This is a genomic window from Streptomyces sp. NPDC001493 (assembly GCF_053597235.1).
The window spans coordinates 139,292-152,354 of the sequence record NZ_JBSFHV010000013.1; the positions used below are offsets into that span (position 1 = coordinate 139,292).

The window sequence follows — 13,063 nt, forward strand, 5'->3', positions numbered from 1 at the left end:
GCGCTTTCCTGCCCGTGACTACGAGCCCATGAATGGCTGGAAATGCTTGCCGCCGCGAGCGGCCTTTCCGGAGAGTGTGTTTATTTGGCCGATCGAATGGCCGCCGAGGCTCCAACGTGTGCACGAGACGGGATTCGGGCGTTCCGTCCGGCGCGTTCCGCGGAGCGGGGAGGCCGGGAAAAGAGGTATCGACTCCGGTGCCAACTCCGGGCGCAAGGACGTCAAATGCGGGCGCGCTCCTGCATATCGCGGAGTCTGAGGCTTCTCCTGCGGAATGTTGATGATCCCCGCGAGGCGTGATCTCCTGCCTGAGGAATCCAGGGAACACCTGAAGCGGCCTCGCCCCCCGCCACGAGAGGCGGGCGTGACCAGCACCGCGTCAGACGACCCTGACGGCGTGATCCGGCTGGGCGGAGCTCCGCACGACACCGCCCCCCGCCGGAAGTCCGGCGGGGGGCGGTGTCACAGGGGGACCCGGCCCGGGCCCGTCACCGCGTCAGTTCGGCGGCGGGCCTGTGGGCGGCCGGGTCAGGGAGCGGTGCCCCAGGAGAGCGTGCCGCCCACGTAGGCGCCGATCTTCGACGCGTCGGCGAAGGCGGTGTTGGTGCCGCGGCTGTAGTCGTCCGCCTCGCTGAAGTTGGACCAGTCGCTCTTGTTGATCCGGACCTGGATCTCACCGGTGGAGGCGCCGGCGGCCAGGGTGCCGCTGCCGAAGCCGACCTCCAGGTAGTGGCTGGCGCCGGTCGCCGAACCGCCGCCCGTCACGCCGAGGGTCACGGTTCCGCAGCCGACGACCGCGTAGTCGCACGCGGTGCCGAAGGTGGAGGCTCCCCCGTCCGGGGTGAACCAGTAGCGCAGCTTCACGGTGGAGAGGTTCACCGCGCTGCTGCCGGTGTTGACCAGCTGGAGGGACATCCGGATCTGGTTGTCGGTGGCGGAGGAGTCGGTGCTCTTGTACTGGACCTTGACCGTGCCCGTACCGGTGCCGCCGCCGCTGGTCGCGGAGGTGGTGACGGAGAGGGCGCTGGAGGCGGCCGAGACGTTGCCTGCGGCGTCCTTGGCCTTGACCGTGTAGCTGTAGGCGGTCGAGGCGGTCAGGCCGGTGTCGGTGTACGAGGTGGTGGTGGAGGAGCCCACCTTCACCCCGGCGCGGAAGATGTCGTAGCCGGTCACGGCGGTGTTGTCGGTGGACGCGGTCCAGGAGAGCGAGACGCTGCTGCTGGTCTTCGCCGTCGACGTCAGGCCGGTCGGGGCCGTCGGAGCGGTGGTGTCGGTGGTGCCGCCGCTGGTCGCGGAGGTGGTGACGGAGAGGGCGCTGGAGGCGGCCGAGACGTTGCCGGCGGCGTCCTTGGCCTTGACCGTGTAGCTGTAGGCGGTCGAGGCGGTCAGGCCGGTGTCGGTGTACGAGGTGGTGGTGGAGGAGCCCACCTTCACCCCGGCGCGGAAGATGTCGTAGCCGGTCACGGCGGTGTTGTCGGTGGACGCGGTCCAGGAGAGCGAGACGCTGCTGCTGGTCTTCGCCGTCGACGTCAGGCCGCTCGGGGCGGTCGGAGCGGTGGTGTCGGTGCCGGTGCCGCCGCCGGTGATCGGCGGGTAGGCGTTGCGCACGAGCTCCTGGAACTGCGCGGAGAACCAGTGGCCCGCGAGCGGGGAGTTCGGCAGTGCGCCGGTCATGCTGTTGCCGTTGCGGCCGTTACCGGTGTACGTGGGGTCGCACATCCGGTCGAAGCCCTTGCCCTCGTCGTTGGCGACGGGGGCGCTGTTGCCGTCCGACTCCCCCGGGGGCTTGGCCCAGACGTAGGCGTCGATCCCGGACTCCGGGGCGGCGGTGGGACGCTCGCCGATGCCGGCGCCGCTCTGGTTGCACCAGTTGCCCGCGTGGATGCGCCGGTCGACCCGGCCACCGTCCACGTAGGCGTCCACGCTGGTCGTCGGACCGGCGGCGGTGGGCCGCGCGGAGCCGCCCCAGCCGTTGCGGGCCGTGTCGATCAGCATGCCGATGTTGGAGTTGAAGCCCTGGCTCACCAGCAGGGTGCGCAGCGCCTGGGCGAACGACAGCTCGTCGACGTAGTAGTTCCAGTCGACCCACTTGGACTGGCGCACCGTGGTGCCGTTCACCGAGTCGGTGACTTTGAAGTTCGGCTCCTTGAGAGCCGAGTAGTTGGCCGTGTTCACGATGAAGCCGGTGACGTCGTTGACCGTGGCGCCCTCGGACGTGGCGGCCTTCTTGAACTCCGCCGCGGCGGGGCTCATGTTGCTGTCCCAGCCCAGCCAGCCGTGGTGGGCGGCGTCGATGTAGTTGTAGACGTTGGGGATGGCACCCAGGGTGTGCAGCGCGTAGCCGACACCCTTCTCGTAGTTGCCGTTCGCCTTCATCGTCGCGCAGGCGTCGGTCGAACCGGCCGTGCCGCCCGCGTTGGTGACGATGTTGGGCAGCGAGTCGGGCTCGATGATCGTGACGATGCGCAGGTTCGCGTACGCCGGGTCCGCCAGGATGGCGGCGATCGGGTCGATGTACTCGCTCTCGTACCGGCCGAGCTCGGTGGGGCCGAGCTCACCGTTGGACGCCAGCGCGGCACAGTCGCGTCCCGGCAGGTCGTAGATGACGACCTGGAACAGGTTCGCGCCCTGGGCCAGCGCCGTGTCGAGGTGCGCCCGCAGGCCCCTCGCCTCGGAGGAGCCCGTGATGGCCGCGATGCGGTCCATCCAGACGAAGGCGGGCGTGTTGGCGATGGCGGCGCCGCCCGGCTCGGCCGCGGCCTTGGCGGACCAGTCCGGGTTCACGTATGCCGTCGCGCCCACGTAGGGGTTGTCGACCCGCGCCGTGGCGGCCGCCGAAGCGGGGCTGGCGGGAACGGCGACGGCGAGCGCCGCGCCCAAGGCCAGGGCGGAGACTGCGGCCAGTCTCCGGCGCAAGCCGTTCGTGATGGTGCCTCTGGTACTCATTGCGGCTCCGTGCTCCTCTCGTACGCCCGCGGGTGCTCGCCGCGGACGGGTCATGGGGTGCCGACCGGGAGCGGGTGGCCGGGTCGGGGCTCACCGCTCCCGTCAGGCCGCCGTCGCTTCGGACGGGGACCTGCGGTGCGTCGTCGGGACTGGGGGTGTTGCCCCGATGGCGGGTACGGCGGGGCGGTGGGTGTCCCGCCATCGGGAGTGGGTGGGGTGGCCCGGCGCGGTCATCGGCCGGTCACGGTGCGAGGGGTCAGGGGGCGGTGCCCCACGCGAGGGTGCCGGCGACGTAGGCCGCGACCTTGGAGGAGTCCGCGTACGCCGTGTTGGTGCCGCGGCTGTAGTCGTCGGACTCGCTGAAGTTGGACCAGTCGCTCTTGTTGAGCCGCAACTGGAGCTCACCGGTGGACGCGCCGGCCGCCAGGGTGCCCGCGCCGCCCGTGAACCCGACCTCCAGATAGCGGTCGGCGCCCGTCTTCGGACTGGAGACCGCGACCACGGAGTGGGTGATGTTGGACGAGCCGAGCGCGGCGTAGTCGCAGTACGTGCCGAAGGTGCTCGCGCCGCCGTCGGAGGTGAACCAGTACCGCAGCTTCACCGTCGACAGGTCGATCGGAGCGCTGCCGGTGTTGACCACCTGGAGGCCCATCCTGATCTGGTTGTCGGTGGCGGCGGAGTCGGTGTTCTTGTACTGGACCTTCACCGCGCCGGTGCCGGTCGAGCTGCCCGACTTCGTGGTGGCGGCGAGCGCGGCCGACAGCGCCGAGGTGTTGCCGGCCGCGTCCCGGGCCGCGACCGCGTAGCTGTACGCGGTGGCCGCGGCGAGACCCGAGTCGGTGAACGCCGTGGTGGTGGCGTTCCCCGCCAGCACCCCGTTGCGGTACACGTCGTAGCCGGTCACGGCGGTGTTGTCGGTGGCTGCCGACCAGGAGAGCGACACGCTGTTCGCGGTCGTCGCCGTCACGGCGAGACCCGCCGGGACCGTCGGAGCCTGGGTGTCCCCGCTCGGCTGGCCGCCGCCCTCCACCAGCAGCTCCGCGTAGATCGCGAAGGCCAGCGCGAGCGCCGCCTGCGCCCAGAACCGGTGGTAGGTGAACGTCGGCGCCGCGCCGCCGTCCAGGTAGGCCTGCACCTTCGGCCAGTCCGGGTCGTTCTTGTACCAGCTGCGGATGGAGATGAAGGTGGACCCGGACTTGACGGGGTCGCCGTTCGGCATCTTGCCCGACCAGCCGGCGGGGATGTACACCTCGTCGTCGAACCGGTTGTAGTCGCGCCGGACCTCCGGCACCGAGATGCCCTTGGTGGTGGTGTTCAGCGCGATCGCGTCCAGCAGCGCCTTGGCGAGCGCCGCCGCGTTCTGGTCACCCGACTTGGCGGCGTAGTAGGTGAGCGTCTTGACGTACGCGGCGCCCACGCCGACGTCGTTGGAGTAGTCCACCACCGTGACGTGCAGGCCCGCGTTGGTGCCGGGGGACGCCGCGTTCCAGGTGTCGGGCTGGCCCGACCAGTTGAGCGTCGAGGGGAAGCGGAAGCTGCCGTCGGCGCCCACCGTCGTCTCGGACGAGGCCCAGGCGACCCACTTGGAGAGCACGGCCTTCGCGGAGGCGTTGCCCGTCTCGTGGTAGTACGCCGCGAGGCGCTCCATGCCCCATGCCTGGAAACCGAACCAGTTGTTGCTCGCCGGGTCGTGGTAGACCGGCTGCCAGTCGTACGCCATGCCGTAGAAGGTCGACGTACCGGCCGGCGGCTTGCTGTAGCTGCCCTCCCAGCTGTTGGTGCAGCCGCCCGCGAACGCGCCCTCGCTCGACTGCAGCCAGGTCAGGAACTCCAGCTGCCGGGTCAGGCTCTTTGACCAGTCGCTTCTGGCCGTGGCCGACTTGGGGGTCAGCGACGGTACGTTGGACAGTGCCCAGGCCGCCAGCGGGTTCTGGTAGCCCTGGTGGGAGGCGCTGTCACCGATGCGCCAGGCCCAACCGCCGCCGCTTCCGGCCGCGGCGCCGCCCCAGGCGTAGTACCAGGACAGCAGGTAGTGCTGGGAGTCACGGCCGGAACCGGCCGGGCAGGAGGCCGGGTCGGTGCAGTCGCCGACCCGCTTGAAGTACTTGTCGAACATGGCGTAGCGGAGGTAGTCGCCCATCTTGGCGGCCTTCGCGACCGAGCTCGCGACGTCGCTCGCCTTGCCCTGGGCGGTGGCCCAGCGGTTCGCCCAGTAGGCGGCCTGCACCGCGCGGGCGTCGGCGTCCGGCGCGTTGGTGTACTTCCACTGCTTGGCGTAACTGGAATCGCCGACGAACAGATCGAGGTAACCGTTGGGGCCGCCGTACTTGAACAGGTCCGTGGTGGGCTGGGGGACCGTCTCCCACACCGATTCCTGCGCACCGCGCTGGTAGGTGTTGATGAAGGAGGCGCCGGCGCCCGGCCCGGCCTCGCCACCGGTGCCCGGCTTGTTGCCGTAGCCGTAGACGTTGTCCAGGTCCATCAGCCAGTGCATGCCGTAGACGTCCATCGTCCCGTAGGACGCGGCGAGTTCCGTGGCGAGCGGGTCCGCGCCGGACTTGACCGTGCCGTCCAGGGCGGAGGGGTAGGCGCTCGGCAGCGGGTGCTCCGGGGCGTAGGTCGCGGGGGACGACGGGTTGTAGGAGTCGGCGGTCGACTGGTCCGCGTGCTGCGGAATGATCGTCTTCTCGGCCACCGTCCAGGCCGCGTTGAAGGGCGCCCAGTTCCCGGTCACCCTGCCGTACGCGGCCTCCAGCCACATCCAGAAGCTGACCGCCTCCGAGGTCGTCTGGTGGCCGTGGTCGGGGGCCTCGACCATCAGGGTCTCGACGGAGTGGTACGGCAGGCCGTCCGGGCTGAAGTAACCGTTGGCGGCCGCCTTGATCTTGCCGTACTGGGTCAGGAAGGCCTGGGTGTACGGGTCGTTGGACGCGGCCGTGGCCGACGCGGCGCCGGCCCCGGTGTCGGCCGCCTGGGAGGCGGGCTTGGCGACGGCGATGCCCTGCGCCATACCGGCGGCGAGGATGCTGCCACCCAGGGCGCTGCTGAATGTTCTACGTGATATCGACACAAATCCTCCGCTGGGGGGTGTCGTCGGGGGACGAGGGGGTGAGCGAGGGGGTGAGCGAGGGGGTGGAGAAGGGGGTGGTCGTCTGGAGGGTGGAGATGGGGGTGGGTCGTCGGGGGGGAGCGGGGTGGTGCGGCCGGTGGGCCCGGTGGGCCCGGGGATCAGGGCTCGATGCCCCAGACCAGTTCGCCGCCCACGTACACGGCGATCCTGGGGGCGTCCGCGTACGAGGTGCCGCTGCCGTAGCTGTAGTCGTCCGACTCGTCGAAGGTGGACCAGTCCGTCTTGTTCAGCCGCAGCTGGATCTCGCCCGTCGTGGCGCCCGGGGCGAGGCTGACGCTGCCGAAGCCCACTTCGAGGTAGTGGTCGGCGCCGGCCTTCGGGGTGTCCGTCGCGACCACCCGGTGGGTCACCGCGGAGCAGCCGATCGGCGACCAGTCGCACCAAGTGTTGTACGTGGCAGCCCCGTTGCCGGCGGTGAACCAGTACCGGACCTTCACGTCCGACAGGCCGACCGCCGTCGCGCCGGTGTTCACCAGCTGGAGACCGGGCTTGATCTGGTTGTCGCCCGCCGATGAATCGCTGTTCCGGTACTGCGCCTTGAGCGCCGCCGGTCCGCCGCCGTCACCGCCGTCACCGTCGTCCCCGCCGCCCAGCGCGGTGCGCACGGCGGAGTAGGCGGGCTTGGGCTGCAGGTTCTCGTCGTACAGGTTGGCCGCGCCCTGACCCGGGAACGTGCTCGGGACCCAGGAGTACTTGTCCGTGTAGTCCCAGACCGTGATGCCGACGCAGCGCTCGACCGCGAGGCAGGCCTCGGTCACCTGCTGGTAGTACGACGACTGCGTGGCCGACTTGGCGGCATCGGCGGGCAGTTGCATACGGACGTCGAGTTCCGTGACCGCCACGTCGAGGCCGAGGTCGGCGAACCGCTGCATGTTCGCCTGCATCTGGTACGGGAAGCCGTACTGAACGGCCAGATGGGCCTGCATGCCCACTCCGTCGAGCGGTACACCCTCGTCGAGCAGTTCGGTGACCAGGGCGTACATGGCGTCGCTCTTCGCGCCGAGCCCCTCGATGTTGTAGTCGTTGAGGTACAGCTTGGCGTCCGGGTCCGCTTCGTGGGCGGCGCGCAGGGCGGTGGCGATGTAGCCGGTGCCCATCGCGTTGTAGAAGGGACTCGTGCGGTAGGTCCCGTCCTCGTTGAACGGCTCGTTCACCACGTCCCACGCGGCGACCGCGCCTCGGTAGTGGGTCGCCTCCTCGGTGATGTGCCGGGTCATCGCCGCCTCGACCTGCGCCGACGGCAGAGCGCCGACCCAACTCGGCAGTTGGCTGTGCCAGACGAGGGTGTGGCCTCGCACGGTCTGGTCGTGCTGCGCCGCGAAGTCGGTGATCACATCGCCCTTGGCGAAGTTGAACTGGCCCTGGACGGGCTCGGTGGTGTCCCACTTCATGGAGTTGCCGGGGGTGATCTGTCCGAACTCCGAGCCCAGGAGGGCCGTGTACGCGGCGTCGGTCAGCTCGGGGTTGTCCGTGGCGGAGCCGAAGTACTTGCCCTGGGCAGCGGCAAGTTCATGCAGCGTGCCCTGCTGGGCCGCTGTCGCCGGCCCACTCGCGAGGGCGGCGAGGGCGAGGGTGAGCGCTCCGGCCAGAAGGGCCGGGATCCCTCTGGCGCGGTCGTGTCCGCAGCGCTTCATCGAGCTCATGACGAACGCCTTCCTCTGCCGGGCAGCGTGGAGCGTGGCGGGGCGCGTCCGTGCCTCGCCACGCCCCTTTCACCACCTGGTGCTGATGGTGAAAGGGTGAGTGGACTGTGCGGGTTACTGGTGTGGGAGCGCTCCCAAGGTGGCCTGGTGTCGAGCACCTGTCAAGACTTGAATCACAACTGTCTTACGGGCGCGTTAACGCGACCACACCTTGAACGGGCGTTGCCGCAGGTGGGGTTGTGGCCCGTCGAATAAATTCGACACAGGTTGTCGCCGTCGAATGAATTCGACACCCGCTGTTACTCGTCGAAAATTCGACGCGCGCTGTCGCCGTCGAATGAATTCGACGCGCACTGCAACCCGTCGAATGAATTCGACGCGCAGCAAGGAGTGGCGCCTTTCCGGTCGCGGGGTGAACACCTGAGGAGATGTGCGGCCCCGGTGCGGGACCGTTCGCATCCGCGTAACGGAAGGCCGCTCCGGGCCTGGCCGGCGGTAAGGGGAGCGAGTCCGTCCGGTGGCGCCGGGCGGGCAGCCTGCGGCGGTCCGTGCGCGTCGCGCGGGGCGCCGGGGGAGCCGGTGGCCATGGCGCGGTCATGACCTCCCGCTGGCCACCCGGGTGGCGCGGCACCTCCGGGCCGGCCGTAGCCGCCGGCCCGCCGGAGCCTCGCCCCGGGCGCGGGCGCCGGTGTTCGGGGCGTGGCCTGGTCGCGGCGATCGGCCGCTTGCGGCCCGTTCGGCCTCCGCACCTGCAAACGTCCCCCGACCGGCACGCGCTCGTCGTTCACCTCCCCGGCCCCCGGCCCCCCGGCCCCCCGGCTCCCCGGCTCCCCGGACCCCCGGCCCCCGGGACCTACGGCCGGCCGCCGCCCTCCTCGCCCCGCCGGAGTCTCGGCGGGCCGGGCCGACGGCGGACGGCTCCTTGCGATCATGGTCGGGTGAGCGACCGACGCGCGAAGGGCCTGGGCACCATGACAGAGAAGAACTCCCGCACTCCGGGCGAAGGGGCTGTCGGCGGCAGTGCCCCGCAGGCTGCCCCCGTCGTCCGTGCTCCCGTCGTCCTGAGCGACGAGCCCGGCTCGTTCCCCCGGGGTGTACTGGCCGAGCGCCACCCCGCTCTCATCCGGCAGGTACGGGACGCCTTCCCGTACGGCCGCGAGGAGCACGAGGCCCTCGACGCGCTGCTGGACGAGATCGCCGAGGATGTCGTCCGGCCGCTCCCCGACGCGGACCACGACCACGAGCTCTGGGCGGCCTGGGGGCAGGAGTACGTCGGGGGCTCCTGGTACGAGGCCCCGTTCCTGTGGGCGGAGAACTACTTCTACCGCAGGCTCCTCGGCGCCGTCGGGTACTTCGGTACGGGGCCGTGGCGCGGAGTCGACCCCTTCGCGCCGTTCAAGCGGGCCGAACTGCGGGGCGAGGCGGTCGAGGAGGAGCTGCGGGCCCTGGACGAGCTCGCCGGTGCTCCGGCCCCCCAGCGGGGTGCGGCGCTGCTCACCGCCTCGCTCTGGGGCAATCGCGCGGACCTCGGCTTCCGTGTCTCGGCGGGGGAGCCGGCAGCGGACGGCGCCGTGGACCCGGCGCTGGTCGCCGACGACAGCGCCGCGCTGTGGCAGCTCCTGCCCGTCGGCGCCCCGGCCACCGTGGCCGTGGTGGCCGACAACGCGGGACGCGAGCTGATCCCCGATCTCGTCCTCGTCGACCACCTCCTCGGACACGCGCATGCCGAGCGGGTCGTGCTGTACGTCAAGCCGTCCCCGTACTTCGTCTCCGACGCGATGACCGCCGACGTGGTCGATTGCCTGCGCCGCCTCGTCGAGGCACCCGGCGAGGCAGGCCGTACCGGCGGCCGGCTCTGGAAGGCCATGGCCTCGGGCGAGCTGGAGGTCCGTACCCACCCGTTCTTCTGCGCCCCGTTCGGGTACGAGGAGATGCCCGAGGACCTGCGGCAGGAGTTCACGGGCGCCGCGCTCACCCTCCTGAAGGGGGACCTCAACTACCGTCGCCTGGTGGGCGACCGGCGGTGGGAGGCGACTGTGCCCTTCGCCGATCTCACCGCGTACTTCCCGGGGGCCGTCGCGGCGCTGCGGACGCTGAAGTCCGACGTCGTCGTGGGCCTGGAGCAGGACATGCTGGACGCCCTCGAAGCGTCCGGGACCGCTTGGCGTACGAGCGGCACGCACGCGCTGGTCCAGGTGCGGGCGTAAAGGCTGTCCCGCGACCTCTGGTGGATGGGCGTGCGGCGTCAGACGCGGTGCATCGCACGGCGGAGGGTCGACCCGATGATCACGGCGGTGGAAGAGGAGGGCTCGTCGCCGGTAGCCGTGAGGCAGCCGGCGACGACGCCCCTGCCGGGCGCGGGGCTCAGCCTGCGCGACGCGTCTTGACTCCGTCAACCTCGAAGTCGTAGATGGCCCTGTTGATCCGCAAGCCGTCGACAGCGCCGATCCACATGTAGTCGCGGCCCTTGCCCACCGCGGCGGTGAGGATGGTCGGCTGTGTGCCGCCGTCGTCGAGCGCGGTCTTCAGCTGCGAGAAGGTGCACGGGGTCGCCAGAACGCAGCCGGTCACGGTGCCCGCGTTGCCCGTGAGGATCCATGTACCGGTCGTGGTGGCGTCCAGGTAGCCGCTCCAACGGTTCGTCACCGGGGAGGCCGGCGGCATCCACACCATCGACGAGAAGGTGGTGGCCGGGGCGGCGGTGAGGTTTGGATTGATCTCGAACGTGATGTCCGGCATGTTCGTCGGGCCGCCGTAGGAGACGTTCTCGCCGGTCTGGAAGACGTGGAAGCCGACCTTGTCGAGGCCCTGGGCGCCGAGGACCGGCTTGCCGTAGAAGTCGACCTCGTTGCCGAAGCTGACCTTCTCACTGGGCGGAGTCAGGGAAGTGGAGCGATCCGCCACCTCGATTCCGAGGCTGCCGCGTCCGTACGGCGGCCTCGCGGCGGTCCCCGTCACACCGAACGATCCGTACGGGCCGTTCCTCGGAGCAGCGACGGGAGAGCCGATCGTGTTGCGGGTGATGACGCCCCAGTGATCCGTGCTTCCCTTACCACCGCCGGCCGGGGCGGAGACCGGGACGGTCCCGGCGCCGATTGCGGCCAGCGCCGTAACCCCAAGCGCGATCTTCCACTTCATGGTGAAGCGAGCGCTCACGCTCACTCCTTTCGTGGGTGGTACATGGAGGGCAGGACAGGCGCCTTGGCCAGGCCTGCGTTTCGCACGACACGGTAAGGATCGTCAGCGGTGGAACCGGTCACGACGCCTCACGTTCGCGGCATTTAATCCCCATGGCGGAGCGGCCCCGTAGCCGTTCCGCGAGCGCTTGGGTGTCCTCGGTCTTCCTCGGGGCCGGGGCCACGCCGGGCGGCGGATCGCGCACGATCCGCCGCCCGGCCGGTCGCCGTCCCGGTCAGTCGAACTCCTCGATGTACTCCTCCGGCGGACCGAGTTCGGGGTGGTCCCGCAACTCGATTTCCTCGCCGAGCTGTTCCAGTTCGAGGATCGTGACGGTGTTCTCGCCGGACCGCAGCAGCGGTGCCGGGCAGTACAGGGTCACCTGGGGCCCGATCTCCCAGTAGCGGCCGAGCAGGAACCCGTTGACCCAGACGAAGCCGCGGCGCGAACCCGGCAGCGCTAGGAAGGTGTCCGCCGGAGTGTCGACGTGGAACCGGGCGGCGGCGAACCCGGTGGCCGGCGTACCGGGGCCGGAGGCGGACGCGGAGCCGAAGGCGGGAGCTGGGCCGGAGGCGAGGGCCTGGACGAGCTCCGCGTCGGACCACTCCTGGAGCGCGACCGGCGCGCTCTCCCAGCCCTGTACCGTGCGCCGGTCGACCAGGACCGGGCCGAGCAGGCCCTTGTGCCCGCCGACGGTCGGTCCGTAGTTGATCCGGCCGAGGTTCTCGACGAGGATCTCCAGCTTCACGGTCTCGCCGGTTCCCGCCACGGGCAGTTCCCGTGAATCGGCGTCGGCGATGCCGAGGAAGGTGCCGTCGACGAAGACGAGGGCGCGGTCGCGCACGTCGGTGAGGGTCAGCTGGTGCGTGCCCGCCGGGATGCGCGGGTGCGCGGTGTACAGGACCATGCCCGCGTCCAGGCCGAGTTGCTCGAACGTGGCGGGGCGCGGTGCGGTGCTGGTGGTCGTCGGCGGTACGGCGCGCAGCCCGGGGAGAAGGCCGGCCCGGTGCGTGAGCGGGACGCGGGCGGGCGGGAGCTTCGGCAGCCGCTCGGGCGAACGGAGGGGGCCCTCGGCGCCGAGCGCCTCGCGCATGGCGAAGAACTTGGGGGTGAACGAGCCGTCTTCGGCGATCGGCGCGTCGGAGTCGTAGCTGGTCACCACGGGCTCCAGACGGCCGTCCGTCTCGTTGGCACCCGCCCAGAGGCCGAAGTTGGTGCCGCCGTGCGCCATGTAGATGCTGACGCTGCCGCTGTCCGCGACGATGCCGCGCAGGGTGTGCACCGCGCTCTCCACGCCGCGTACGTGGTGCCGCTTGCCCCAGTGGTCGAACCAGCCGTTCCAGAACTCGGCGACCAGGAAGGGTTCTTCGGGGCGACGGCCGGCGAGGAGTGCGCGGGCGGCCTCGGGCTTGGAGCCCAGGGTGGCGGCCATCAGGGTGCCCGGAAGGGAACCGCCGTCCAGCATGAGCTCGGTGGGGCCGTCCGCCGTGAACAGCAGCTCGCTGATGCCCCGTTCGGTCAGGGCCTCGCGGCTCCAGCGCATGTAGGCGTGGTCGTCGCCGTAGCTGCCGAACTCGTTCTCCACCTGCACCGCGACGACCGGCCCGCCCTCGGACGCCTGGAGCGCCGCGATGCGGGGGATCAGTTCGTCGAACCACGTGCCGACCGCCGAGGTGAACACCGGGTCCGAACTGCGCAGGGCGAGGTCGCGGCCGGTGATCCAGCCGGGCAGACCGCCGTTGGACCACTCCGCGCAGATGTAGGGTCCGGGTCTGACGATGACGTCGAGGCCCTCCTCTCCCACCGTGCGGATGAAGCGTTCGAGGTCCTGCCAGCCGTCGAAGCCCGGCGCCCGGTCCTCGCGCGGCTGGTGGAAGTTCCAAGCCACATACGTATCGATGGTGTTGAGACCGAGATCGGCGATCCGGCGGATGCGGTCCCGCCAGAGATCGGGATGAACCCGGAAGTAGTGCAGCGCTCCCGACAGAATGCGGTGTGGAACGCCGTTGCGGTACAAGCGGCCTTCGCGCCAGGACAGAGCGGCGGTGGCGGGGCTCGCCGTCGCATCGTCCGTGGGGCGTGCCGAGGGGATGTGTGTCGTGGGCGACTCAGTCACGGCGCGAGCGTATGTTATCGATGACATGTATAACAAGCTTGGTAGAGTCCA

Annotated in this window: 6 protein-coding genes; 1 reads left to right on the top strand and 5 read right to left on the bottom strand. The window is 70.6% G+C overall.

Going from position 1 to position 13,063, the window contains the following annotated elements; genetic code table 11:
• Positions 1-528: 528 nt before the first annotated feature.
• From ACWCWD_RS20035 to ACWCWD_RS20045, 3 genes are all read right to left on the bottom strand, one after another.
• Positions 529-2,946, bottom strand: coding sequence for a glycoside hydrolase family 6 protein (locus ACWCWD_RS20035; RefSeq protein WP_450774122.1), 2,418 nt, complete (start codon positions 2,944-2,946; stop codon positions 529-531).
• Positions 2,947-3,202: 256 nt separating this feature from the next.
• Positions 3,203-5,971: a glycoside hydrolase family 48 protein gene (locus ACWCWD_RS20040; protein ID WP_450774190.1), complete on the bottom strand. Its 2,769-nt coding sequence runs from the start codon at positions 5,969-5,971 to the stop codon at positions 3,203-3,205.
• 203 nt (positions 5,972-6,174) lie between these two features.
• On the bottom strand, positions 6,175-7,719 hold the full coding sequence (locus ACWCWD_RS20045) for an endo-1,4-beta-xylanase (protein WP_450774123.1): 1,545 nt from the start codon (positions 7,717-7,719) through the stop codon (positions 6,175-6,177).
• Positions 7,720-8,690: 971 nt separating this feature from the next.
• Here ACWCWD_RS20045 and ACWCWD_RS20050 point away from each other — a divergent pair.
• Positions 8,691-9,926: a damage-control phosphatase ARMT1 family protein gene (locus ACWCWD_RS20050; RefSeq protein ID WP_450774191.1), complete on the top strand. Its 1,236-nt coding sequence runs from the start codon at positions 8,691-8,693 to the stop codon at positions 9,924-9,926.
• A 157-nt stretch (positions 9,927-10,083) separates the two neighbouring features.
• Here ACWCWD_RS20050 and ACWCWD_RS20055 read toward each other — a convergent pair whose 3' ends face one another.
• Together ACWCWD_RS20055 and ACWCWD_RS20060 are read right to left on the bottom strand one after the other, a co-directional pair.
• Positions 10,084-10,875: a hypothetical protein gene (locus ACWCWD_RS20055; protein WP_450774124.1), complete on the bottom strand. Its 792-nt coding sequence runs from the start codon at positions 10,873-10,875 to the stop codon at positions 10,084-10,086.
• Between the two features lie 256 nt (positions 10,876-11,131).
• Entirely contained in the window at positions 11,132-13,039 is a 1,908-nt protein-coding gene (locus ACWCWD_RS20060) for a glycoside hydrolase family 35 protein (protein WP_450774125.1), read from the bottom strand.
• Positions 13,040-13,063 lie beyond the last annotated feature (24 nt).

What these genes read in the sequence shown, in the direction of transcription:
- ACWCWD_RS20035 (WP_450774122.1), bottom strand. Translation starts at nt 2,946, where the DNA reads ATGAGTACCAGAGGCACCATCACGAACGGCTTGCGCCGGAGACTGGCC.
- ACWCWD_RS20045 (WP_450774123.1), bottom strand. Translation starts at nt 7,719, where the DNA reads ATGAGCTCGATGAAGCGCTGCGGACACGACCGCGCCAGAGGGATCCCG.
- ACWCWD_RS20050 (WP_450774191.1), top strand. Translation starts at nt 8,691, where the DNA reads ATGACAGAGAAGAACTCCCGCACTCCGGGCGAAGGGGCTGTCGGCGGC.
- ACWCWD_RS20060 (WP_450774125.1), bottom strand. Translation starts at nt 13,039, where the DNA reads ATGTCATCGATAACATACGCTCGCGCCGTGACTGAGTCGCCCACGACA.